The 23,510-nt window shown below is 63.4% G+C and carries 20 protein-coding genes and 1 tRNA gene; 8 read left to right on the top strand and 13 right to left on the bottom strand.

All coding sequences use genetic code 11. The features are described from left to right. Nucleotides 1-418 (top strand): multicopper oxidase domain-containing protein (locus QZ964_RS11820; RefSeq protein WP_292531859.1); only part of this gene is annotated, 418 nt, incomplete at its 5' end. A gap of 101 nt (nucleotides 419-519) precedes the next feature. On the opposite strand, the gene QZ964_RS11815 is transcribed toward QZ964_RS11820, so the two are convergent. The 3 genes from QZ964_RS11815 to QZ964_RS11805 form a co-directional block, all read right to left on the bottom strand. After that, the gene (locus QZ964_RS11815; protein WP_292531858.1) at nucleotides 520-1,434 is read right to left on the bottom strand and encodes a Spy/CpxP family protein refolding chaperone; all 915 of its coding nucleotides are present in this window, start codon (nucleotides 1,432-1,434) and stop codon (nucleotides 520-522) included. Nucleotides 1,435-2,097: 663 nt separating this feature from the next. Next, nucleotides 2,098-5,634: a transcription-repair coupling factor gene (gene mfd, locus QZ964_RS11810; protein ID WP_292531857.1), complete on the bottom strand. Its 3,537-nt coding sequence runs from the start codon at nucleotides 5,632-5,634 to the stop codon at nucleotides 2,098-2,100. Next, nucleotides 5,631-5,903, bottom strand: coding sequence for a succinate dehydrogenase assembly factor 2 (locus QZ964_RS11805; RefSeq protein WP_292531861.1), 273 nt, complete (start codon nucleotides 5,901-5,903; stop codon nucleotides 5,631-5,633). The genes mfd and QZ964_RS11805 overlap by 4 nt, the downstream gene beginning before the upstream one ends. Nucleotides 5,904-6,135: 232 nt before the next feature. On the opposite strand from QZ964_RS11805, the gene QZ964_RS11800 reads away from it, so the two are divergent. Continuing rightward, nucleotides 6,136-6,212 (top strand) — tRNA-Asp (locus tag QZ964_RS11800). 128 nt (nucleotides 6,213-6,340) lie between these two features. On the opposite strand, the gene QZ964_RS11795 is transcribed toward QZ964_RS11800, so the two are convergent. The 4 genes from QZ964_RS11795 to scpA form a co-directional block, all read right to left on the bottom strand. Then, entirely contained in the window at nucleotides 6,341-7,009 is a 669-nt protein-coding gene (locus QZ964_RS11795) for a class I SAM-dependent methyltransferase (RefSeq protein WP_292531856.1), read from the bottom strand. Between the two features lie 437 nt (nucleotides 7,010-7,446). Then, nucleotides 7,447-7,638: a DUF6494 family protein gene (locus tag QZ964_RS11790; RefSeq protein ID WP_292531855.1), complete on the bottom strand. Its 192-nt coding sequence runs from the start codon at nucleotides 7,636-7,638 to the stop codon at nucleotides 7,447-7,449. A 47-nt stretch (nucleotides 7,639-7,685) separates the two neighbouring features. Continuing rightward, on the bottom strand, nucleotides 7,686-8,129 hold the full coding sequence (locus QZ964_RS11785) for a protein tyrosine phosphatase family protein (RefSeq protein WP_292531860.1): 444 nt from the start codon (nucleotides 8,127-8,129) through the stop codon (nucleotides 7,686-7,688). Nucleotides 8,130-8,183: 54 nt separating this feature from the next. Then, the gene (scpA, locus tag QZ964_RS11780) at nucleotides 8,184-10,346 is read right to left on the bottom strand and encodes a methylmalonyl-CoA mutase (protein WP_292531854.1); all 2,163 of its coding nucleotides are present in this window, start codon (nucleotides 10,344-10,346) and stop codon (nucleotides 8,184-8,186) included. Nucleotides 10,347-10,539: 193 nt separating this feature from the next. Between scpA and QZ964_RS11775 the strand changes: the two genes are divergently transcribed. Next, a complete protein-coding gene (locus QZ964_RS11775; RefSeq protein WP_292531853.1) occupies nucleotides 10,540-10,773 on the top strand; it encodes a cysteine rich repeat-containing protein in 234 nt (77 codons plus the stop codon). Between the two features lie 63 nt (nucleotides 10,774-10,836). Here QZ964_RS11775 and QZ964_RS11770 read toward each other — a convergent pair whose 3' ends face one another. The 6 genes from QZ964_RS11770 to QZ964_RS11745 form a co-directional block, all read right to left on the bottom strand. Next, nucleotides 10,837-11,250, bottom strand: coding sequence for a phosphate-starvation-inducible PsiE family protein (locus QZ964_RS11770; RefSeq protein WP_292531852.1), 414 nt, complete (start codon nucleotides 11,248-11,250; stop codon nucleotides 10,837-10,839). A gap of 296 nt (nucleotides 11,251-11,546) precedes the next feature. Beyond that, entirely contained in the window at nucleotides 11,547-11,888 is a 342-nt protein-coding gene (locus tag QZ964_RS11765) for a cytochrome c (RefSeq protein ID WP_292531851.1), read from the bottom strand. A 40-nt stretch (nucleotides 11,889-11,928) separates the two neighbouring features. Further along, nucleotides 11,929-12,357 (bottom strand): universal stress protein, encoded by a 429-nt coding sequence (locus QZ964_RS11760; RefSeq protein WP_292531850.1) that lies wholly within the window; start codon nucleotides 12,355-12,357, stop codon nucleotides 11,929-11,931. Between the two features lie 430 nt (nucleotides 12,358-12,787). Further along, nucleotides 12,788-12,979 (bottom strand): hypothetical protein, encoded by a 192-nt coding sequence (locus tag QZ964_RS11755; protein ID WP_292531849.1) that lies wholly within the window; start codon nucleotides 12,977-12,979, stop codon nucleotides 12,788-12,790. Between the two features lie 153 nt (nucleotides 12,980-13,132). Beyond that, complete coding sequence (locus tag QZ964_RS11750; RefSeq protein WP_292531848.1) at nucleotides 13,133-13,891, bottom strand: methyltransferase domain-containing protein; 759 nt, start codon at nucleotides 13,889-13,891, stop codon at nucleotides 13,133-13,135. A 9-nt stretch (nucleotides 13,892-13,900) separates the two neighbouring features. Continuing rightward, nucleotides 13,901-14,926, bottom strand: a complete 1,026-nt coding sequence (locus QZ964_RS11745; protein ID WP_292531847.1) for an alpha/beta fold hydrolase — start codon at nucleotides 14,924-14,926, stop codon at nucleotides 13,901-13,903. 402 nt (nucleotides 14,927-15,328) lie between these two features. Here QZ964_RS11745 and QZ964_RS11740 point away from each other — a divergent pair, with 402 nt between their 5' ends. The 5 genes from QZ964_RS11740 (at nucleotide 15,329) to QZ964_RS11720 (ending at nucleotide 23,146) form a co-directional block, all read left to right on the top strand. Continuing rightward, nucleotides 15,329-16,276: a hypothetical protein gene (locus QZ964_RS11740; RefSeq protein WP_292531846.1), complete on the top strand. Its 948-nt coding sequence runs from the start codon at nucleotides 15,329-15,331 to the stop codon at nucleotides 16,274-16,276. Further along, a complete protein-coding gene (locus QZ964_RS11735) occupies nucleotides 16,197-17,681 on the top strand; it encodes a hypothetical protein (RefSeq protein ID WP_292531845.1) in 1,485 nt (494 codons plus the stop codon). The genes QZ964_RS11740 and QZ964_RS11735 overlap by 80 nt, the downstream gene beginning before the upstream one ends. A gap of 181 nt (nucleotides 17,682-17,862) precedes the next feature. Further along, the gene (gene recA, locus QZ964_RS11730; protein WP_292531844.1) at nucleotides 17,863-18,936 is read left to right on the top strand and encodes a recombinase RecA; all 1,074 of its coding nucleotides are present in this window, start codon (nucleotides 17,863-17,865) and stop codon (nucleotides 18,934-18,936) included. Between the two features lie 302 nt (nucleotides 18,937-19,238). Continuing rightward, a complete protein-coding gene (gene alaS, locus QZ964_RS11725; protein ID WP_292531843.1) occupies nucleotides 19,239-21,911 on the top strand; it encodes an alanine--tRNA ligase in 2,673 nt (890 codons plus the stop codon). Further along, on the top strand, nucleotides 21,908-23,146 hold the full coding sequence (locus tag QZ964_RS11720; RefSeq protein WP_292531842.1) for a cyclic nucleotide-gated ion channel: 1,239 nt from the start codon (nucleotides 21,908-21,910) through the stop codon (nucleotides 23,144-23,146). The genes alaS and QZ964_RS11720 overlap by 4 nt, the downstream gene beginning before the upstream one ends. Nucleotides 23,147-23,510: the final 364 nt, after the last annotated feature.

The raw sequence follows: 23,510 nt of genomic DNA, 5'->3' as shown, positions 1-23,510 counted from the left end.
CGACACGACGCAGCTCATCGACATTTTCCATGAGCAAGGCGGCACGGGCATGGGCATGGGCCAGATGGAGATGATGGGCGGCGGCATGATGCGGGGCCGAATGGGAATGGGCGGCAGAGGCATGGGCATGGGGATGGGGATGGGGATGATGGGCATGATGTCGATGGCCCATCCCATCCATCTGCACGGCCAGCAGTTCCAGATTATCGAGCGCATTTTTGAGGGCGACGATGACGCCTACGCTTCGATCCGCGACGGCCTCATTGATAGCGGCTTAAAGGATACTGTGCTTATCGCTCCAGGCGAGCGTCTGCGGATCGCCAAGCGCTTCGGCGACTTCAAGGGCCGCTTCATGTATCATTGCCATAACCTCGAACATGAGGATGCCGGCATGATGCGCGAGTTCTCGGTGGAATAGCGCGGCTTCGCGCGCCCTGTCCGCAAAATCTCAATCTCAAAAGTTACACATTTAAACGCATTCCCGGCGGGCCTTGGGCCCGCCAGGAATGATCGTGCGCGTCAATGCTGCATGCCGCCCATGCCGCCCATGCCGCCCATGCCGCCGCCCATGCCGCCGCTCTGGCCTCCGTCATGGCTCATGCCCGACATGCCGCCCATCATGCCGCCGCCCATGCCCATGCCGCCGCCCATCATGTCGCCCATCGACTTGCCGACCTTCATGATCCCGGTCAGCGTCTCATTGGCGGTCTTCTTCTGCTCGTCGCTCAAATTCGTGAACAACGACTCGATCGTGGCCTTCTGCGCGCGCACGACCTCGAGATGGTCGGCCATATGGTTCTCCATCATCGAGAGCTTATTCAACACCGCCGGTTTGGAATTGTCCGCGCGCATATCGGCGGCGTCGCATTTTTGCTTGGCCTTTTGGGCCGTGGCGCGCCACGCGTCAGCGAAGGCGTTCCACGCCCCCGTTTGCGACTCGGTAAGTTTCAACTCCGCCTTGAGATAGGCGAGGCGCCCGTCGACATGTTCGGCGAAGCCGCAGACCATTTGGCTCATCATCCCGCCGCCATGCGACATGCCGCTCATGCCGTCGCCGCCCTTGCCTCCGCCATGGCTCATGCCCGACATGCCGCCCATCATCCCCCCCATGCCGCCGCCGCTCTTGCCGTCGCCATGGTTCATGCCCGACATGCTCTTCATCTCGCCCATGCCGCCGTGATGGGCTGCATGGCCTTCGTCGGCCTTACCAGCTTCTACCTTATGTTCTTCGGCCGCGCCGGATTCAGCCTTGCCGGGGTCCGCCCATTGCGCCGGCGCGCCGGCGCCGCCGTGATCCATTTTACTGTGGTCCATCCCGCTATGTTCGGCGCCGCTTTGTTGCGCCTTCGCCACGGAGAGTCCGGCGGCAAGAAGCAAAGCGGCGGCGCTCGCCGTAAGCAATTTTCCGCGCGAGGCGTATTTTCGCGTCGTCATGGCGCCCTCCCTGGCGATATTTGTCGCGATCGCTCCTGCCGCCGCAGGCGCGACGAATCTTTATGGAGCTTCGCACAAGTGGCGCGCCTAACTGACCATTAGGCGCCTTTAGACGTCTGCAACTTTGTCACAGATTAGGCCGCTCGGCGATGGGCGAATCGTCACGCGATCGCCATCACAAATCATGCAGCGCAAAAAGCGGTGGACGCAGGCCCGCCGCTCGCAAGTTTATCTGTATGGCCAATTGATCGATGCGATCTCTTTGGCGCTGCGGCGCGCCGCGAAGAACGCCCGATCTGTTCTTACCGTTGCTGCGCCGACACGTTCGGATTGCGCGCCGCATAGGGATCCTGGCCGACTGGCCGCGGCGCCGCGGCCTCCGCGCGGCTTGGCCGCCTCTTCCTTGTAGCCGGGCTGCCCGACGACCTGAGGCGGGTTCCAATCGGCGCTCGATTTTGCTCGCCGGCAAACGCGTGACCAGTCAGGGTCGCCGCAGAAGCGAGGGCGGCGAGAAAAAAAGGGCGGCGTGAGGCGCGCGGACGTCGCGCGCCTACAATGCTATTTTTTCGTGTCGTATTTTCTACAGTGATCGTCGCGCCGTTTTGCCGCAGACTTGTTTCCCATCCGCGAAAGAATGCGCGCCGCCAAGGAAGCGCGGCGACGTCAAGCGGCCTTCTTCTCCGCGATTTCGACCAGCGTGCGAAGAATGCGGCGCGCGCCGGCGAGGCGCTGTTTCATGCTGTCGAATTCGCGAATGAAAACGATGCGCATGTCGGGGCGCACCTTGGCGCTCGTCCCGTGTTCGGCGACATAGCGCACGAGCCCGGCGGGATTGGCGAATTTGTCTTCGCGGAACGCAACGATGACGCCCTTCGGGCCGGCGTCGATCTTCTCGACATGGGCGCGCCGGCAGAGCGCCTTGATCGCGACGATCTCCAAGAGCTGCTCTACCTCCGGCGGAATCGGGCCGAAACGGTCAATCATCTCGGCGGCGAAAGCCTCAATGTCCTGATCCGTTTCGAGCGTCGACAGGCGGCGATAAAGCTGCAGGCGCAGGGTGAGGTCAGCGACATAGTCTTCCGGTATCGTCACAGGCGCGCCGATGGCGATCGTCGGCGACCAGGCTTCCTCCTGCGGCTCCTCGACGCCCGCTTTCAGCAGCGTGATCGCGTCGGCGAGCATCTGCTGATAAAGCTCGTAGCCGACCTCCTTGATATGGCCTGACTGCTCCTCGCCCAGCAGATTGCCTGCGCCGCGAATGTCGAGATCGTGACTCGCGAGCTGGAATCCGGCGCCAAGCGTATCGAGCGACTGCAGCACTTCGAGACGTTTCTGCGCCTGGGGCGTGATCGTGCGGTTGGCGGGCGTCGTGAACAGCGCGTAAGCGCGCAATTTGGCGCGCCCGACGCGGCCGCGCAGCTGATAGAGCTGGGCGAGGCCGAACATATCGGCGCGCCAGACAATCAGCGTATTGGCGCGCGGAATATCGAGGCCCGACTCGACGATCGTCGTCGACAGCAGAATATCGAACTTGCCGTCATAGAAGGCCGACATCTTGTCTTCGAGTTCACTGGCGCTCATCTGCCCATGGGCGATGACGAACTTCGATTCTGGAACATTCTCGCGCAAGAAGGCCGCAGCCTCTTGGAGGTCCTCGATACGCGGACAGACGAAGAAGGCCTGGCCGCCGCGATAGCGCTCGCGCAACAGCGCTTCGCGCACGATGAGCGAATCGAAGGGCGAAATAAAACTGCGCACCGCAAGCCGGTCGATCGGCGGCGTGGCGATGATCGAAAGCTCACGCACGCCCGTCATGGCGAGTTGCAGCGTGCGCGGTATTGGCGTCGCCGAGAGCGTCAGAACATGCACCTCGGCGCGCAGCTCCTTTAAGCGCTCCTTATGGCCGACGCCGAAATGCTGCTCCTCGTCGATGATGACGAGTCCGAGATCCTTGAAGCTGACGGTCTTGCCGAGGACGGCGTGGGTTCCGATCAAAATCTCGATGCGGCCGTCGGCGAGGTCTTTCTTCGTCTCGCGCGTTTCGGCGGCGCCGACCATGCGCGACAGCCGTCCGATGCGCACCGGCAGCCCGGCAAAGCGCTCGCTGAACGTCTTGTAATGCTGACGCGCCAGCAAGGTGGTCGGCGCGACGACGGCGACCTGCTTGCCGTTGATCGCCGCGCAGAAGGCGGCGCGCAGGGCGACCTCGGTTTTGCCAAAACCGACGTCGCCGCAAACGAGTCGATCCATCGGGCGGCCGGCGGCGAGATCATCGAGCGTCGCATCGATGGCGGCGAGCTGATCCTCGGTTTCGTCATAGGGAAAGCGCGCGCAAAATTCGTCGTAGAGTCCTTCCGGCGCAACGAGCTTCGGCGCCTCGCGCAATTGCCGCTGCGCCGCAATCTCAATGAGCCCTTTCGCCATTTCGCGGATGCGATTCTTCATCCGCGACTTGCGCGACTGCCAGCCGGCGCCGCCGAGGCGATCAAGCTGCGCTTCGGCGTCCTCGCCGCCGTAACGCGTCAACAGCTCGATATTCTCGACCGGCAAATAAAGCTTGTCGCCGCCGGCGTAGTGAAGTTCGAGACAGTCGTGCGGCGCGCCGGCCGCGGCGATCGTCTCAAGTCCGATGAAACGGCCGATGCCGTGATCGACATGCACGACAAGATCGCCTGCGGAAAGCGCGGCGACTTCGCCGAGGAGATTTTCGTTCGGCTTGCGCGCGCGCCGCCGCCGCACGAATCGATCGCCGAGAATGTCCTGCTCGCCGATCACCGCATAGGCGTCGGTCTCGAAGCCGCGTTCGATCCCGAGAACGGCGACGGCGACAGTGTGGGACAACGCCTGCGGCAGCGACGCGACGCGCGGCAGATCCGGCAAGCCGTGTTCCGCGAGCACATGGCCGAGCCGCTCGCAGGATCCCTCCGACCAGCCGGCGACGACGACTCTCCTGCCCGCATCGCGCAGCGCCTCGACATGGTCCGCCGCCGCTTGGAACACATTAACGTCGGGCGTGTTGCGCTCCGGCGCGAAGTCGCGTCCGGGCCGCGCGCCGCAGTCGATGGCCCGTTCGCCCTCAGGCGCGGCGAAGGGCGAGAACTGCGCTGCGGCGCGGCCCTCGATCGCCCCTCGCCACTCCTCTATCGACAAATAGAGTTCGCGCGGCTCCAGCGGCTTGTAGTTCGAAGCGGCTGGATCGAGATCATGCGCATATTTGCGCGCGTCATAGTAATCTTCGATCTGCTTGACGCGTTCCGTCGCCGCGTCGTCGACGAGCGGATCGAGCAGGATCGGCGCGTCCCCGAGATAGTCGAAGAGCGTATCCATCCGCTCATAAAACAGCGGCAGCCAGTGCTCCATGCCGTGGAATCGCCGGCCCTCGCTCACCGCCTCATAAAGCGCGTCGCCCCGCGTCTGACCGCCAAATCGCGCGGCGTAGGACTGGCGGAAACGGCGCATCGTCTCGCTTGTGAGGCGCAATTCGCTCATCGGCGTGAGATCCAGCGCGCGGAGCTGCCCAGTGGCGCGTTGCGTGTCGGGATCGAACGCGCGGATCGATTCGAGCGTGTCGCCGAAGAAATCGAGACGGATCGGCGCCGGCAGTCCCGGCGGGAAAAGATCGACGATGCCGCCGCGCTGCGCATATTCGCCAGTCTCGCGCACCGTGCTCGCGCGTAGATAGCCGTTCGCCTCGAGCCAGAGCGCCAACTCGTCGAGCTTTACCACATTGCCTGGCGCGGCGGCGAAGCTTTCGGCCGCGACCAGTTTGTGCGGCGGGACGCGTTGCAACAGACAGTCGACGGTGGTCGTGACGACGCGCGGGCGTTCGAACGAGGATTTGGCCCGCGTCAGCCGCGAAAGGCCGGTCATGCGCCGCGCGACGACGCCGGCGTGCGGCGATACGCGGTCGTAGGGCTGGCAGTCCCATCCCGGAATGTCGAGGATTTCGACGTCGGGATTGGCGAAGCGCAAGGCGGCGCGAAAGGCCGCGGAGCGCGCGGCGTCGCGCGCCACATGCACGAAGACGGCCGCATGTCCCTCCGCCTCGCGCGCCAGGGCGCGCGCGAGATCGGCGCCGAGGAAGGCGTCGAAGCCTTCCGGCGCGTGGGCGAAAATCAGCCTCTCACCTTTGACGAGGCCGGCGCGCGCCGCCTCAAGCCCCGCCGCCGCTTTTTTTTGCTTGGTCGCGACCGCGCTCAATGGATCGGCCCGTCGTGGGTGTGAAAGGCGATGATCTGCCGCAGAAGAGGCGTGTCGCGCTCGGGCGGCGCCGGTTCAGCGCCCGACAGCCAGCGGAACACCGCATCGTCGGGCAGATCGAGCAGCTTCTCGAGTTCATCGAGCGCTTCCGCTGGAAGCGCCTCGATGCGCGCGTCCACGAAGCGCCCCATCAGAATGTCCATTTCGCGCATGCCTCGGCGCCAGGCGCGCACCCGGATGCGCCGCCTGCGCATGTCGTCGTCCAATATCCGTCTCCCTATGTGGCGCGAGGCTTAATGCAGGCGCGAAGGAAAGGGAAGGGAGCGCAGGGAAGCGAGCTAGCGAAGCAAAGCTCACCATCGCGGCGGTGCCCCCTTGGCGTCCATATTGGCGGCGCCCCGGAGCTAAACTAGAGCGCGCCGGGGCGCCTTACGGGCGAACTTCCTTGACCTCAAGATGCGCCTGCGCTATCTGGCGCCTCTCGCGTCCGCGCGCGCTCGCGGGGGAGTAGCTCAGTTGGTTAGAGCGCCGGCCTGTCACGCCGGAGGTCGCGGGTTCAAGTCCCGTCTCTCTCGCCATAAGACCTGTCATTCACGCTGACTCCGGTCGACGCCTTGCCAGGAATGTCCGGCTTTCCGCTCAAGGTCGTAACGCGTGAATATCTGTCGGGCGTTCTCGGCAAGGTTTTTGTGTTCGGGCCTGACCGTCAGCGCTTTGCGACAAACACCAACGCGCCGGCGATTTCGGCGCCCAGAATCGCCTGCCGGCGCGACGAAATCAGCCTGATATTGACGTCGGCGAATCCCGCCGATCGCGCTTGTTCGACAATGTCCCAGCCGGGTATCGAAAAAACCAAGCTGCCGCTCGCCGGATCAATCGGATTGCCGTGATATTCCGGCTCGGTCAAATGAACGATCTCGCCGTCACGAAGTTCGGCCTTAACGAGGGATGTCTCCGAGACATAGGCCATCGGAAACGTGCCGAACAGGACGCCTCCCGGCTTCAGGATTCGATGCGCCTCGCGCAACGTCGCTTCGACGCTCGGCACATGCTCAAGCACTTCATTGGTGATATAGGCGTCGAAACTCTCGTCTTCGAAGCTCAGCGCCATGACGTCTTCATGGCGGATATCCGAATAGGTTGCCTGATCGGCCGGCGTCGGCAAATATTCGCTGCCGTGATAATCAACGACGTTTCGGATTTTGGAGGCGAAAGAGGAAACCCATTCCGGCGCGTAGACTCGCATTCCGGGGCCTCTGGCAAGGATCTCATCGGCAAGCACAAGACAAACCCCCCGCAGTCGCGAATTCAACTCGCCGGCGACGAGCCCTTCGCGGTAGTTCACGCTCGTGGTGTCGATCTTCTGAGGCGGCATATAGCCAAATAGCGGGTCGATGAATCCAGTTCTCGCGATATCAACGGCGCACGAAGATATATAATCGGGATCGATCGCCCAGGCATTTTCGCCAAGCCATCGGCGAAAATCTTCTAGAGAGGCAAGATTTACGCACGCCTCACGCGGAAATTGTGGCTCAATCATTATGACTAGTCCTTCTAAAACTAACAGGCATCGTTTTAGCTGGGCATGAAGACCCTTCTCTACGGCTTGCCGCCGCCGATCCGCAAGAGCGGCGGCTCCTTCGCCCATGCGCAGACGAATCTCGCGCTAGCCCTGTGTCGATTTGAGGATAATCTGACGCCGCGCGAGCCCGTTATACGGAGCTCGAAACGAAAAAGCGGCGGATGCGCGCGTTCGTTGCGGAGATCGCCGAGTGCTGGCTGCATTCGCTGAATCCTGACAATCCGCCCGGCTCAGCCGACGTCGATCTCGCTCTCGACGACGTGATTGAGCGGCGTGCCTTCCGCCGTCAGCGCCATGCGCAGCTTCAATCGGCCGCCATCGACCTTGTGCTCGCGCACGATGCGCTCGATCTCGCGCTGCGAAGTGACGCCAACCTCCTTGAGAAACTTCCGCACCGCCATGTTGAATGCGTCTTCGTCCATCGCCAGACTCCCTTGCTCGCAAGTAGGTAGCGCGTTTTCAATCGGCGTCATCGACGCGCTTCGATCAGCGTGGTCCAGACATCGTTCGGGGTCCAAATACGTTCAAGATCAGCGCGCGCCATCGCCTCATCGACGCCGAGCTGGTCGCGACGATAGCGGTAGAGGAGGGCCGAAACCCGATAATTCGCGATGCAATGGACATGAGTCGCAGCGTCGCAGGTATCCGTCATCGCGGCGCAAAACGCTTGGTAATCGGCATCGGTCGGCTGCTGAAAGTCGATCGGGAAATGGAGATAGGTCATGCCAAGCGCGCCGACCGTCGCGGCTTCGTCGGGCAATGCCTTCTCATGGCTGTAGAGACCGAGATTGATCACATAGCGCACGCCGAGCGCGGCGATTTCCGCAAGCTCGCTTTCGCTTGGCTGGCCGGACGTCGTGAGGCGAGAGTCGATCCTAAGCCAATTGTAGATATGCGTTGGATCGTCCTGCATTGCCTTCACGGAAGTCGCTCGGCGTAGACGAGCGGCAGGTTCTGCGTGACGCAGTCAGCCAACTTTCGCCACTTCCCGCTGCGCGAAGCCCAGCCGGATGTTGAGCTCGTGCAGCAACTGCTCGGCCGCCACCGGAATATTGGTGCCGGGCGGGAAGATCGCGGCCGCACCGGAATCGTACAAAGCCTGGAAATCATCCGGCGGAATGACGCCGCCGACGACCATCATGATGTCGCCGCGGCCGGCGCGCTTCAGCGCATCGCGCAGTTCCGGGGTCAGCGTGAGATGACCCGCGGTCATCGTCGAAACGCCGACGATATGCACGTCCGCCTCCTTCGCCTTCTGCGCCACCTCGTCCGGCGTCGCGAAGAGATCGCCGATCACGACGTCGAAGCCCATGTCGGCGAAGGCCGAAGCGATGACCTTCTGGCCGCGATCATGGCCGTCCTGACCCATCTTGGCGACGAGGATGCGCGGCTTGCGGCCGGTGTTGTCCTCGAAGTCGCGCGTCATGCCGACGATGCGGCCGACCTGCTGGCTGTCCTTGCCGGCTTCCTTCGCATAGACGCCGGAGATGACATTGGCCTTCGGCTTATGGCGGGTGAATACCTTTTCCAGCGCGAAAGAGATTTCGCCGACGCTCGCCTTCGCCCGCGCCGCCTTGACCGCGAGATCGAGAAGATTGGCGCCCGACGTGGCGCCTTGCGTCAGCGCGTCGAGCGCGCCTTGCGTTTTCGCCTCGTCGCGCTCTGCCCGAAGGCGCGCGAGCTTCTCAAGCTGCGCCGCGCGCACGGCGGCGTTGTCGACCTTGAGCACATTGGGCTTGGCGTCGTTCTCGGGCCGATATTTGTTCACGCCGACGACGATTTGCGTTCCGCTGTCGATGCGCGCTTGCGTCTTCGCGGCCGCCTCCTCGATGCGCTGCTTGGGCACGCCTGCGGCGATCGCCTTGGCCATGCCGCCGAGCGACTCGATCTCTTCGATATGCTTCCAGGCCCCCTTGGCGAGTTCCGCGGTCAGGCGCTCGACATAATAGGAACCGCCCCAGGGATCGATGATGCGCGTGGTGCCGCTCTCCTGCTGCAGCACGATCTGCGTATTGCGGGCGATACGCGCCGAAAAGTCTGTCGGCAGCGCAAGCGCTTCGTCGAGCGCATTGGTGTGCAACGACTGCGTATGGCCCTGGGTCGCCGCCATCGCCTCGACGCAGGTGCGGATGGCGTTGACATAGACGTCCTGCGCGGTCAGCGACCAGCCGGAGGTTTGGCAGTGGGTGCGCAGGGTCATGCTCTTCTCGGACTTGGCCCCGAGATCCTTCATCAGCTGCGCCCACAAAAGTCGCGCGGCGCGCAGCTTCGCCACTTCCATGAAGAAATTCATGCCGATGGCGAAGAAAAAGGAGAGGCGCGGCGCGAAGGCGTCGATGTCGAGGCCGGCGGCGACGCCGGCGCGCACATATTCGACGCCGTCGGCGAGCGTGTAGCCCAATTCGAGATCGGCCGAAGCGCCGGCCTCCTGCATGTGATAGCCGGAAATCGAGATCGAGTTGAACTTCGGCATATGCTTAGAGGCATAGGCGAAAATATCCGACACGATGCGCATCGACGGCTCTGGCGGATAGATATAGGTGTTGCGCACCATGAATTCTTTTAAGATGTCGTTCTGGATCGTGCCGATGAGCTTTTCGGCTGGCACGCCCTGCTCTTCCGCCGCCACGATAAAGAGCGCCAGAACCGGTAGCACCGCGCCGTTCATGGTCATCGACACCGACATCTGATCGAGCGGAATGCCGTCGAACAGCGTGCGCATGTCGTAGATCGAGTCGATCGCGACGCCCGCCATGCCGACATCGCCCGAGACGCGCGGATGGTCGGAATCATAGCCCCGATGGGTCGCAAGATCGAAGGCGACCGAGAGGCCCTTCTGGCCGGCGGCGAGGTTGCGGCGGTAGAACGCGTTCGAATCCTCGGCCGTGGAGAAGCCGGCATATTGGCGGATCGTCCAGGGCTGGGCGACATACATGGTCGGATAGGGACCGCGCACATAAGGCGCGGCGCCAGGAAAGCCGTCGACGAAGGGAAGTCCCTCGATATCCGCCGGCCCATAGGCGTTCTTCACCTCGATCCCTTCGGGCGTCAGCCAGCGGCGGGGCTTCGCCTCCTGCTTAGGCGCGACCGGCGCGAAGGGAATCTGCGTGAAATCGGGGATCGCGGACATTTTTTCCTCAACAATTTTGCCGCTTTTCTCTTAGACCAGAGCGGCCCCTCCCGCAAAGCGCCAGACGCCACGGGCGAGCGGCGCGCAAGCGCCTGCGGGGATTTCCGCCCTCTTGCCTCGATCGCGGCGGGCGGGTCACAATCGGGCGCTCGGGCGATCGCCGTCGCGCCGAACCCCAACCCAGGAAATCCACATGCGCCGTTTCTTGAGCCTGTTGCCGATCGTCTGTTGCTTTGCCATCTCGCCGGCGCAGGCCCTGCCGGGAAATCAGATTTCCGACGAGGTGAAGGAAAAATGCAAGGCGGACTATGCGAAGCTGTGCAGCGGCGTGATGCCGGGAGGCGGGCGTATCCTCGCCTGTTTTCAAGCGCATAAGGATGAAGTCTCGCCGGACTGCCGCGACGCGCTCTCCAAGGTCAAAAATTGACGCCGGGTCTCTCGCGCTTTCGGCGAGCGCGCGCGGCGCCGGAGCCTCTTCCGGCGCACTGGCTCAGCCGTCCATCCCGTCCGACGCTTTGGAGGGAAATCGCGCCGAGGCGTAGCGGATCGTGAGCACCGCGAGCGCAAGAACGAGCGTCGCGCCCGCGAGAATCAAAATGCCGACGTCCGGGATGGACTCCGCCTGCACATAGCCGATCATGTGGCGGGTGAGCGCGGTGATGCCGACATAGAGGAGAAAGCGCACCGGCATGTGGTTGGTGCGAAAATAGATGCCGACCATCGAGCCGATTTCGAGATAGATGAAGAGCAGCAACAGATCTTCGATCGTCGCGTGACCCTTCGTCGCCATTTCGAGAAACGCCTTCGTCGCCGCCCAAACCGTCGCGGCGCCAATGGCGAACAGTCCGAGAAGGTGAAAGACTTCGGTGAACAGGTAGCCGATCGGATCCATCAGATCCAGCATTCGACGCACCGCCGGGTGTTGCTTCCTGTCCAGGTCTTTCATCGCTTGCCTACAAGGTTTATGCGGCGACCAAGCATGTTGTATGGGTCGCATAAACGTCGCGCATGGCCACGCCGAACGCAAATGACTTTGTCGCCAAAGCTCCCTTGCGCCTATTCGCCAAGCCGGCGAGGCGAACGGCTCCGCGCCAGTCGCGCGCCTTCAGCCTGACGCGATCTCGCTTGGACGCCCGGCGAAAGGTTTTCGAGCGGCATACCGACCATCGCGCCATATCGACGCGGCGGCGCGGCGCGGCGCTACTTCTGGATGGCGTTGAGATAGGCGAGCAGCGCTTCGATCTGCGCGGCGCTGAGCCGGAATTGCGGCATCTCCATGCCCTCATGGCCGACGACGATGCCCTCGGCGAGCGCCTCTTCGAGATTGCTCAGCGGATATTTGCGCGCGAGAAGCCGAAACGGCGGCGACTTGGGATTGGCGCTCTCGCCCTTGGCGCCGACCGCGTGGCAGCGGCCGCAATTTTGCTGCGCGATCGCTCGCCCGCGCTTCAACAATTGCGCATCGACAGTCGGCTTCGCTGACGCGACGCCGGCGACGAGAACGAGACAAGACGCAGCCGCCAGAAGCGCGAATCGGAGCATGAGCGAATCTAGCCCCTGCCGCAGCCCATGTCGCCGCGCCCTATTGGCGCACCACAAGCACCGAGCATTTGGCGTGGCGCACGATGGTCTTGGCGTTGGAGCCCAAGAGATAGGTCGCCATCGTCGGTCGATGCGAACCGATCACGATAAGGTCCGCGCCCCATTCCTCCGCTTCGGCGAGCACTTCGGGATAGACGGCGCCAAAGCGCACGATCGAGGACACGCGCTCCGCCGGATAGGCGATCTTGCCGCGCAGGACCGCGAGGTCCTTTTCGGTCGCCTGGCGCATTTCCTCGTCGAAATTCGGGGGGATGTAGTCGATGAAGGCCACCGGAACCAGCGGCTGAACATTGATGAGCCGAAGTTGCGCGTTCGGCTCCACTTTTGCGAGCGCCACCGCCGCCTCGAGCGCAGGCTGCGTGACGTCAGCCTCGCTGATATCGACCGCCACCAGAATCTTTTTATACATCCCCGCCTCCCGATGCGCGCGGCGCTAGCGCCGACTCGCTCCTTCATAGCGCGGCTGGGGCCGCCGAGCCACTGCGACGCACGGGAGAGAAGAAATCAATCGTGTGACGGCGACGGCGATAAACTCGAATGTCATCAAATCGGCGCCCGCCGCCACATGACCATGGAGTCGGAAATCGATTACGACGCCACTCGGAATACGCGCGCGCAGAACTTCGACGGCTACTCTTTCGCAGCTGACAACAGTATCGACCGTTGCTTGCCGCGCGCAAGGCGACGGCGACAAAGACTTCGGCCTCCGTGCGGCGGATGGCCAAACCAAGGACGCCCGGCTGATCAAATGCAAATGACGGCGCTCGCCACGCTTCCCGGCGCGCGCCACGCCGCGTCAGCGGCGAAACCTCCGACGCCGTCGAACGGCCCGTCGAAGCCTATTCGACCGCTTCGGCTTTGACGAAATTCCAGGACGCCGTATCGACGATCCTGTTCTCGCAGCAGTCGTTGCTGAGCTTGGCGCAGGTGCCTTCGACCGCGGTCACGATCCACAGATCGCTCTCTTCGTCCCAGGCGCCTTCGCTATTCACCAGCGTCGTGACTTTGTAAACTCTGCCCGCTTCGAGCATGTTGCAATCCTTTGCTGAACGATCCCCTTAAGGAGAAACATGGCATCGGCTCAACGCGACGACCCCTCATCGTCGTTATGAAAAGGGCGAATTTAGGGAAAGTTGCGGGCGACATGTAGAACAGCGCGCTCAGAATCTCGCCTATTCTTAAGTTTACGGCGCGTTGACGCCGCAGCGCATGTAGAGAGGCGCGGTTAGGGGCAGATTCGGCGGGTGCGTGCGCCACGCTTTCTCAAGCGCCTGATCGATCAGCGCCAGGGGATCGCTGCCATGGCGCAGCCGATATTTCTCGACCGCCGACCAGGTGCTGAGAAACCTCACGAGATCGCTTTTCGAATGCGCAATCGGCGTATGAAACGGCGGACAATCGATCTCCTCAAACGGAAACTCCAGCGTCTCGTAGCGATTGAAATAGAGCGCAGCATTCTCGCCCCAGAAGGGACCGAGAATATCCTCCTTGAGCCGCCGCAAAATCAGATCGATCGGCGTGATCTGCGTCCACGGCCAGTCATAGGTCCATGCCGCGATGATCCCGTCGGGTCGCAGCGCGCGCCGCGCGTTTTGGTAAAATTTCGGCAAGTCGAACCAGTGGATCGAACAGGCGCAGGCGATGAGATCGACCTCCGCGCGCAGGCCGAGATCGTCTTCCGCCCGCGCTAGACGATAGTCGATATTGGCGGCTTTCGGCGCGCGCGCGAGCTGACGCGAATCCTCATCCGTCGCGAGCACTCTAGAGAAGTGGCGCGACAGGCCAAGCGCCGCCTGCCCGCTGCCCGCGCCGCAATCCCAGGCGAGGCGATTCCGCTTGGCGGCGCCCGCCAGCCAGGCGAACAGCGCGTCCGGGTATTGCGGGCGAAAGGCGCGATAATCGTCGGCGTTGTCGCCGAACACCATCGTCTGGCGCGCGTCCATTCGCGTCCCCTACTCCGTATCGAACCGGCCTTTGGGGCCAAGACCTTGCCGCGCCAGCCAACGCGCCGTCACCCGATCATGCCATGGCGTCAGGCTGTCCGCGCCATGGAAGCCCATGTGCCCGCCGCCTTGCGTCAACACCGGTTGAATCGCCGGCAGAGTCGACCAGTCGATCGCCGTATAGCACGCCGCCGGAATCCAGGGATCGTCGAGCGCCTGCAGGATCAGCGTCGGCAGGGAGGCGCCGGCGAGGAAATTCTTGGCGGCGTTCGCCTCATAATAATCCTGCGCGTCGCGATAGCCGAAATGCGGCGCGACGAAGCGGTCGTCGAATTCATAGACGCTGCGGGCGCCGGCGATCGCCGCGCGCTCCGCGCTGGTGAGCGCTGCGCTCGGTGCCAGCGCCTCGCGTTTCATCTCATTGAGCATGTAGCGATGATAGGCGAAATTGCGCGGCGCCATCATCCGCGCGCAAGTGGCGGCAAGATCGATCGGCGTCGACACGGCGATTGCGGCGCGAACGGGCAGGCCGTGACCGCCCTCGCCGATGAATTTCAGCACGAGATTGCCGCCGAGCGAATTGCCGATGAGCACGATTCCGTGGCGCAAAAGCTCGGCGGGAAGGGCGCGCAGCGCAGCGGCGAGGTCATCGGTCTTGCCGGCGTGGTAGCGCCCGCCCGAGGTCGGACGCGACGGCGCTGCGCCGCGCAGATTGAGACGCAGCGCCGGCCAGCCCTCGCCGACGAGATAGCGCGCCGTCGCGACGCCGTGGAGGCTGGACTCGGAGCCGGCGAGGCCATGCGCCAGCACGATCAGCGGCGCGTTCGTCTCCGCGCCCGGCCGATCGAGCCTTGCTGCGAGACGGTCGCCGTCGGGCATGGCGAGCAGCAGCCGCTCGCCGCCGGGAAGCTCCGGCGGTCCGCCGATGATGATATTGCGCAAAGTCTGCAGATCGCCGCCAAACCACGGCGCCCGCTCGCGGAAGGGGGGGAGGGATTGATCCAAGACATGGGATTCGGCGGGCGTCCCGTTCATGCACGTTTCCGACAGCTTGCTAGAATATTCCGCTTCTCGATCGTCGTGTTGATACCCGCTTGGGGACCAGCAAGTGCAATGTAAGCAACGCGCCGAAGGATCAGGGCTTCGAACTCGGGTTAATTTCAGCTCACTTTCAGCCGTCATGCCCGGCCTTTTGCCGGGCATCCACGCCGGACAATCGCGAAACGCATCGCGTGGAGACGGCATGTCCGGCTCATGTTTTCACATTTGCAGCGTGTCGTCGCGTGGATGGCCGCGACAAGCGCGGCCATGAAGCGGAGAGATGACGCTTCGCTAACCTGGATCGGAGCCCTGCCCGAAGGATGAACACGATGGACAAGTTCACGGAATTGACTAAGCTTTTTCGTCAATTGCTCAGAACTGCGTCCGGGGGCTCGATTGTCCCGTTTGATAAAAATTGCCGGCTGGGGCGTTTCGCCCCGCGCCAACGTGATTTTCGTACACGGCTTGGGCGGCCATGCTTACGACACTTGGCGTCGGAAACCTGATGACGATACGTTCTGGCCGATTTGGCTGGCGACCGATGTTCCAGGTATCCGTATCTTTACGCTCGCCTACGAAGCCCCGCCGACGAATTGGCTCGGCACCTCGATGCCGTTGCAAGATCGAGCGGTCAACATTCTGGAATGTCTCCTCAGCGAACCGGGAGTGAAAACCGGGTCAATCGTTTTCATCTGCCACAGCCTCGGCGGTCTGATCGTCAAACAGGTCATGCTCGATCTGGAGCGTCAGAAAGAGACGAGGCCCGAATGCGCGGATATCTTGCAGCGCGTGAACCGGATCGTCTTCGCGGCAACGCCCCATACTGGCTCTCGCCACGCGAATCTCCTGGATCATCTGCGCTTCCTAGCCTGGCCCTCGACCATCGCCCGCGCCCTCGTCGCCAATGACCCGACCTTGCGCAGCATCAATGTCGCCTATCGCGGACTCGCTCAACGTCGCCAGGATGTTCTCCTTCACCGCATCTTTTACGAGACCCAAGACACAAACGCCGGCAGGATCGTCGACGAAGCCAGCGCCGATCCGGGGCTGCCCGCCCATTCCAATCGACGCCGATCATGTTTCGATCGTCAAGCCCGCCGATCGGTCGGCGCTGCTTTATGCGCGAACGAGGGACTTCATCGCCGCCATCCCGGCTTTGGTCGCGGAAGCCGGTTCTCTCGAATTATTGCCTTTAACTCCGGTTCGATCCGAGCAGTCACCCAATCTCGTTCCCAGGCTCGTCAGAATCGCCGCGATCGGGCTTGTGGCGCTCATCGGTTACAAGGGCGTGCAGGCGCTGATCCCGCCGCCGCCTCTAATCGATCAACAGGCAATCGAAAATAAGATCGAGGAAGGCAAGATCGCCACCGAAACGCATCATAAGGAGGAACTGACGGCGATCGACAAATTGCGCATTGAGATCGCCCGCGAGAAGGGCGTGCCGCCGCAGGTTCTCGCGCCAATCTTCGAAAATCTCGGCATGTTGAACCTCACGCCGGATCAGATGCGCGAGAAGGCCGACGAGGCGATCAAGGCGATTCTGGCCCGGGCCAGTCAAAAAATCGAAAAGACCGGAGACGGCGCGGACATCGACAAGGCGATCGCCGCCTCCCGCGCCAAACTGGCCGGCCTCGACACCGCCGCCGCACAGAGCATCCTCGACAGGAAAATCGCCGAAGAGGAAGAGGAGCGCAACAAGCGCCTCGTCGCCTTGTTGGAGGAGAAGGCCGCAGTCGCCCGGCTGAGCTACGACTATCCAACCGCAAAAGCCACGCTGGAACGCCTGCTAAAAATCGACCCAGATCGTGTCTGGAGCTGGATTGATCTCGGCGACATCTGGGTGACGACGGGGTCGTTGAACCAAGCCATGAAGGCGTTTCAAGGGGCGGAAGGCGCCGCGCGGCGAGTCAATGATGAGCGCGATCTGTCGGTGTCCTATGAAAGGATCGGCGATGTGCAGGTCGCGCAGGGCGATCTCAAAGCCGCGCTGCAATCCTATGCCGACGGCCGCGCCATCCGAGAGCGCCTCGCCAAAGCCGATCCCGGCAACGCCCAATGGCAGCGCGATTTGTCGGTGAGCTACGAAAGAATCGGCGATGTGCAGGTCGCGCAGGGCGATCTCAAAGCCGCGCTGCAATCCTATGCCGACAGCCGCGCCATCCGAGAGCGCCTCGCCAAAGCCGATCCAGGCAACGCAGGGTGGCAGCGCGATTTGTCGGTGTCCTACAATAAGATCGGCGATGTGCAGGTCGCGCAGGGCGACCTCAAAGCCGCGCTGCAATCCTATTCTGACGGCCGCGCCATCACCGAGCGTTTGGCCAAAGCCGATCCCGGCAACGCCGAATGGCAGCGCGATCTGTCGGTAAACTACAATAAGATCGGCGATGTGCAGGTCGCGCAGGGCGATCTCAAAGCCGCGCTGCAATCCTATGCCGCCGATCTAGCGATAGCCGAGCGCCTCGCCAAAGCCGATCCAGGCAACGCCGAATGGCAGCGCGATCTGTCGGTGTCCTACGCCAAGCTGGCGACTGTTTACGAAAAATCGGGAGCCAAGACGCAGGCCCGCGATGCGCTGAACGCGGGACGCGCGATCATTGCAATTCTGCTAAAGGACCATCCTGATTCGGCGCAGTGGAAGCGCGACTTGGAGTGGTTCGACAGCCGACGCGCAAATTTGGACCAGCTGGCGTCGACGGCGGCGCCGGAAAATAAGCCGATCAAAAAGAAGAGGCGGCGGAACGCGGAGTGACTTGCTCCGAGCGTCTCCCCGAACAAAAAAAAGAACTTGGCAAAAAGAACAAATCATGTACACTGGAGGTCAGGGTCAGGCCGGCGTTCGCCCTCGTCGCCATCGTCGCCCTTTGGACCGCGCCGCCCTCGCAGCCGCATTGCCTGCGCCCAGCTAACCGTGTCAGAAGGATTTTTCAGCCGTGAGCCAAGCCAACCTCCGCGTCGTGGAAGGGACTTCCGTGGACAAGACCAAGGCGCTCGACGCCGCTCTGTCGCAGATCGAGCGCGCGTTCGGCAAAGGCTCGATCATGCGGCTCGGCAAGAACCAGAAGGCCGTCGAGATCGAGACGATTTCGACCGGCTCGCTCGGGCTCGACATTGCGCTGGGCGTCGGCGGCCTGCCGCGCGGCCGGGTGGTTGAAATCTACGGGCCGGAGTCCTCGGGCAAGACCACCCTGACGCTGCATGTCATCGCCGAGGCGCAGAAAATGGGCGGCGTTTGCGCCTTCGTCGACGCCGAACATGCGCTCGATCCCATCTACGCCCGCAAGCTCGGCGTCAATCTCGAAGATCTCCTGATTTCGCAGCCCGACACCGGCGAGCAGGCGTTAGAGATCACCGATACGCTGGTGCGCTCCGGCGCCGTCGACGTGCTCGTCGTCGATTCGGTGGCCGCTCTGACTCCTCGCGCCGAAATCGAGGGCGAGATGGGCGAGGTGCAGCCGGGCCTGCAAGCGCGGCTGATGAGCCAGGCGCTGCGCAAGCTCACCGCCTCGATCGCTCGCTCCAACACGCTCGTCATCTTCATCAATCAGATCCGCATGAAGATCGGCGTGATGTATGGCTCGCCCGAGACGACGACCGGCGGCAATGCGCTGAAATTCTACGCCTCGGTGCGCCTCGACATCCGCCGCATCGGCGCGATCAAGGAGCGCGACGAGACGATCGGCAACCAGACCCGCGTCAAGGTGGTCAAGAACAAGGTGGCGCCGCCGTTCAAACAGGTCGAGTTCGACATCATGTATGGCGAGGGCGTCTCCAAATTCGGCGAATTGATCGACCTTGGCGTCAAGGCCGGCGTCGTCGAGAAGTCGGGCGCCTGGTTCTCTTACGACAGCCAGCGGCTCGGCCAGGGCCGCGAGAACGCCAAGACTTTTCTGAAGCAGCATCCCGAGGCGGCGCAGCGCATCGAACAGGCGATCCGCGAAAACGCCGGGCTGATCGCCGAGCGCATTCTCGAAGCGACGGATGAGGACGAGGCCGGCGAGGCATAGGGCCGCCGCGTCGCCCTGCATATTTTCAAGCCGCCGAGGCTTAAGGCGCCCTGCGTGCGGGCGATTGAGAACAGCGTGAGGGGCTTCGGACGGCCCCCTCGCCATTGCCGTTTGCCCCCGGAACTGTCATATCGCGCATGACCAAGCGCGCGAAGGCGCCGCCTGCCGCAGCCTTCGCCGCAACCTCGGGCCGTCGCCTGTTTCGTTGAAACGAAAAGCCGCTCCAGGTTATTGTTTTAAACGCCTCTCCCGCATCGGCGCAGCCGCTTGGCGAAAGGGGCGCATTCGCGAGCCGTGACCGCATGAGTGGCGTCAACCAGATCCGAACCGCCTTCCTCGACTATTTCGCGCACAATGGGCACGAGAAGGTCGCATCGTCCTCGCTCGTGCCGCACAACGACCCGACGTTGATGTTCACCAACGCCGGCATGGTGCAATTCAAGAATGTCTTCACCGGCGTCGAGAAGCGGGCCTATGCGCGCGCCGCCTCGGCGCAAAAATGCATGCGCGCCGGCGGCAAGCACAACGATCTCGACAATGTCGGCTACACCGCTCGCCATCTCACCTTCTTCGAGATGCTCGGCAATTTCTCTTTCGGCGACTATTTCAAGGACGGCGCGATCGAACTCGCCTGGACTCTGGTCACCCGCGAACTCGGCCTGCCGCGCGAAAAACTGCTCGTCACCGTCTATCACGACGACGACGAGGCCTATGATCTGTGGAAGAAGATCGCCGGCTTCCCGGACGATCGCATCATCCGCATTCCGACGTCGGACAATTTCTGGAGCATGGGCGACGTCGGCCCCTGCGGGCCGTGCTCGGAAATCTTCTACGACCAGGGCGAGGGCGTCGCGGGCGGACCGCCCGGCAGTCCTGACGAAGACGGCGACCGGTTCCTGGAATTCTGGAACCTCGTCTTCATGCAATATGAGCAGGTGGCGCCCGGCGAACGCGCGCCGCTGCCGCGCCCGTCGATCGACACCGGCATGGGGCTGGAGCGCATCGCCGCGCTGCTGCAGGGCGTCCATTCGGTCTTCGACGTCGACCTGTTTCGCGCGCTGACCGGCGCCGTCGCCGATTTCACCGGCGCGCCGGCCGACGGCCCGCAAGGCGCCAGCCACCGCGTCATCGCCGATCATCTTCGCGCCTCCGCCTTCCTCGTCGCCGACGGCGTGACGCCGTCGAACGAAGGCCGCGGCTATGTGCTGCGCCGGATCATGCGCCGCGCCATGCGCCATGCGCAGCTACTCGGCGCGAAAGACCCGCTGATGTGGAAGCTGGCGCCGGCGCTCGTCGCCGAGATGAGCCCGGCCTATCCGGAGCTCCTGCGCGCCCAGGCGCTCATCGCCGATACGCTGCTTTCTGAAGAGACGCGCTTTCGCGCGACGCTCGCGCGCGGCCTCGCCATCCTCGACGAGGAAACCGCCGGGCTCGGCCTCGGCGCGAAACTGTCCGGCGAAACCGCCTTCAAGCTCTACGACACCTACGGCTTTCCGCTCGATCTCACCGAGGACGCGCTGCGACCGCGCGGCATCGGCGTCGACAAGGAGGTGTTCAACGCCGCGATGGAGCGCCAGCGCGAAGAAGCGCGCAAGGCCTGGTCCGGCTCCGGCGAAACCGCGACCGAGGCGTTGTGGTTTGCGCTCAAGGAACGTCTCGGCGCGACGGAATTTCTCGGCTACGAGACCGAGAAAAGCGAGGGCGTCGTCACCGCCATTCTTCATGACGGCGCCGAGGCCTTCTCGCTCAAACAAGGCGCGCGCGGCGCGCTGATCCTCAATCAGACGCCCTTCTACGGCGAGTCGGGCGGACAGGTCGGCGACGTCGGCGCGATGCGCGCCCGCGGCGTGCGCTTCCGCGTCGAGAACACGCTCAAGAAACTCGGCGATATCATCGTTCACGAGGGCGTCGTGGAAGAAGGCGAGATCGCGCCCGGCCTCGCGCTCGAACTCGACGTCGATCACGAACGGCGCAGACAGGCGCGCGCCAACCATTCGGCCACGCATATCCTGCATGAGGCGCTGCGCCAGGTGCTCGGCGATCATGTCGCGCAGAAGGGGTCGCTTGTCGCGCCGGATCGCCTGCGCTTCGACTTCACCCATCCCAAGCCGCTCACCGAAGAGGAGTTGGCGCGCGTCGAAACGCTCGCCAACGAGATCGTCCAGGACAATGCGCCGGTCGAGACTCGCGTGATGGGCCAGGACGACGCCATCCGCTCCGGCGCGCGCGCTCTTTTTGGCGAGAAATACGGCGACGAGGTGCGCGTCGTTTCGATGGGGCCGCTAGGTCCCGGCGCCGCGCATCCCTTCTCCGTCGAACTTTGCGGCGGCACGCATGTTTCGCGCACCGGCGACATCGGCCTTATCGCCATTGTCGGGGAAGGCGCGGTCGCGTCCGGCGTGCGCCGCATCGAGGCGCGCACCGCCGAGGGCGCGCGCGGCCAGCTCGTTTCCCAATCGCGCGCGCTGCGCGACATGGCCGCGCTGATGCGCGCGCCTGTCGAGGACGCCCCGGCGCGGCTTGCGACGCTTCTCGACGAGCGCAAGCGGCTGGAGCGCGAACTCGCCGACGCCAAGCGCAAACTGGCGATGGGCGGCGTCGCTGGCGACGGCGCAGCGGACAAGCCGCGCGACATCGGCGGCGTCAAGCTGCTCGCGCGCGCGGTCGAAGGCATCGAGGCGAAAGACCTGAAGTCGATGGTCGACGACGCCAAGAAGGCGATCGGCTCGGGCGTCGTCGCCATCGCCAGCGCCTCGCCCGACGGCAAGGCCGGCATTGTCGTCGGCGTCACCGACGATCTCACCGCAAAATACAGCGCCGTGGACTTTGTTCGCGTCGCCAGCGTCATGCTCGGCGGCAAGGGCGGCGGCGGCCGGCCGGATCTCGCACAGGCGGGCGGCCCCAACGCCGCCGCCATCGATCAGGCGCTCGCCTCCGTGGAGGACGCGCTGCGCGGAAAAGCGACGGCGCCATGAGCGAGCCGGACCGGCGGCGCGGTCTGGCGTTGTTACGACGGCGCGTCCATATCGTGCTTGACGGCGGCATTCATGACCGCGTCGCGCGCGTCGTCCATCGAGTCCTGATCGGTCTCGTCCTGCTGTCGGTCGTTTCGGTGATTTTCGAATCCGTGCCGGAATATGGCGACGAATATGCGACTCTCTTCAATGTCATCGAATATGTCGCGGTCGCCGCCTTCACGCTCGAATATGTGTTGCGCGTATGGTGCACGCCCGAACATGCGTTCTATGCCAATGTTTCGCCGACGGCGGCGCGGCTCGGCTTCATCAAGTCAGGCTGGGCGCTGATCGACCTCGCCGCCTTCCTGCCTTTCTATTTCTCCTTCTACTTTTCGGCGGATCTGCGCGTCTTCTTGATGCTGCGCCTGCTGCGATTCTTCAAATTCGCGCGCTATTCTCCAGGCATCCGCACGTTGCTCGCGGTGATCGAAGCCGAGCGCAAGGCGCTCCTCGCCTGGCTGATCATTCTGTTCGGCGCGGTGCTCTTCTATTCGACCGCGATGCATATCGCCGAACATGAGGCGCAGCCTGAGAAATTCGGCACCATTCCTGACGCCATGTGGTGGGCGATCGAAACAGTGACGACCGTCGGCTATGGCGAAGTGATTCCGCTGACCCTCGCGGGCAAGCTCATCGCCTCCTTCGCCATGGTCACGGGATTCCTGCTGCTCGGTCTGCCCGTCGGCATTCTCGCCACCGCCTTCGCCGAAGAAATCCATCGCCGCGAATTCGTCGTCACCTGGACGATGGTCGCGAGCGTGCCGCTGTTTCGCGGCCTCGACGCCTCCGGTATCGCCGAGATCATGCGCTATCTGCGGGCCCAGGCCATCCCCCGGGGCGCGTTGATCGTGCGCAAGGGCGATCCCGCCCATTCCATGTATTTCATCGCCGAGGGCGAAGTCGAAGTCGAATTGCCGCAGGAAAACGTCAGACTCGGCGAAGGCCAGTTTTTCGGCGAGATCGCTGTGCTGCAAAAGACGTCGCGCACCGCTGACGTGCGGGCGACGGCGGCGACGAAGCTCCTGATCCTCGACGCCTATGATCTGCAGACGCTGACCAAGCGTAATCCGGAGATTGGAGAGGCGATACGCGAGATTGCGGAATCACGATCCGAACTCGCGCCGGCGGAGCGCCACGGCGACCTCATCGAGGCGGAACTCGAGGAAACCGGCGGCGACGGAACAAGCGAGTGAGGCGTAGATCGCGCTGCACGCAGTTGCGCGATCACTCGGCCGTCATGGCCGGGCTTGTTCCGGCCATCCACGCCGAGAAAATGCGTAAACGCTCAGATAGGCGCGCGGCGGCACCGCGTGGATGCCCGACGACAAGCGCGGGCATGACGCGGAGAGGAAGCAGCTAACGCCGAAAGAGAATTGGCGTCCGGAGCGGGGTCTAACGCCAGAGGTTGGTCGTCAGTTGCGCGATGACTCATACCGATCCCCATTGAAGCAGACTCATTGGGTCTTCACGAATCGGCTTTCGTCTGATTCTAGTTGGCGAACTCCAGGGGGTTCGCCATGGCGGCTGCGATTGGACTGCGGGAAGACTTTGACGCGG

The organism is Methylocystis sp., assembly GCF_021731785.1.
In the GTDB taxonomy this organism is placed as follows: Bacteria; Pseudomonadota; Alphaproteobacteria; order Rhizobiales; family Beijerinckiaceae; genus Methylocystis.
This window is presented reverse-complemented; position numbering and strand designations above follow the sequence as displayed.

Bases quoted from the DNA above. Each gene is read 5' to 3' on its own strand.
- QZ964_RS11815 (WP_292531858.1), bottom strand. From the start codon at position 1,434: ATGACGACGCGAAAATACGCCTCGCGCGGAAAATTGCTTACGGCGAGC.
- QZ964_RS11795 (WP_292531856.1), bottom strand. From the start codon at position 7,009: ATGCCGCCTCAGAAGATCGACACCACGAGCGTGAACTACCGCGAAGGG.
- QZ964_RS11790 (WP_292531855.1), bottom strand. From the start codon at position 7,638: ATGGACGAAGACGCATTCAACATGGCGGTGCGGAAGTTTCTCAAGGAG.
- QZ964_RS11785 (WP_292531860.1), bottom strand. From the start codon at position 8,129: ATGCAGGACGATCCAACGCATATCTACAATTGGCTTAGGATCGACTCT.
- scpA (WP_292531854.1), bottom strand. From the start codon at position 10,346: ATGTCCGCGATCCCCGATTTCACGCAGATTCCCTTCGCGCCGGTCGCG.
- QZ964_RS11775 (WP_292531853.1), top strand. From the start codon at position 10,540: ATGCGCCGTTTCTTGAGCCTGTTGCCGATCGTCTGTTGCTTTGCCATC.
- QZ964_RS11770 (WP_292531852.1), bottom strand. From the start codon at position 11,250: ATGCTGGATCTGATGGATCCGATCGGCTACCTGTTCACCGAAGTCTTT.
- QZ964_RS11765 (WP_292531851.1), bottom strand. From the start codon at position 11,888: ATGCTCCGATTCGCGCTTCTGGCGGCTGCGTCTTGTCTCGTTCTCGTC.
- QZ964_RS11760 (WP_292531850.1), bottom strand. From the start codon at position 12,357: ATGTATAAAAAGATTCTGGTGGCGGTCGATATCAGCGAGGCTGACGTC.
- QZ964_RS11755 (WP_292531849.1), bottom strand. From the start codon at position 12,979: ATGCTCGAAGCGGGCAGAGTTTACAAAGTCACGACGCTGGTGAATAGC.
- QZ964_RS11750 (WP_292531848.1), bottom strand. From the start codon at position 13,891: ATGGACGCGCGCCAGACGATGGTGTTCGGCGACAACGCCGACGATTAT.
- QZ964_RS11745 (WP_292531847.1), bottom strand. From the start codon at position 14,926: ATGAACGGGACGCCCGCCGAATCCCATGTCTTGGATCAATCCCTCCCC.
- alaS (WP_292531843.1), top strand. From the start codon at position 19,239: ATGAGTGGCGTCAACCAGATCCGAACCGCCTTCCTCGACTATTTCGCG.
- QZ964_RS11720 (WP_292531842.1), top strand. From the start codon at position 21,908: ATGAGCGAGCCGGACCGGCGGCGCGGTCTGGCGTTGTTACGACGGCGC.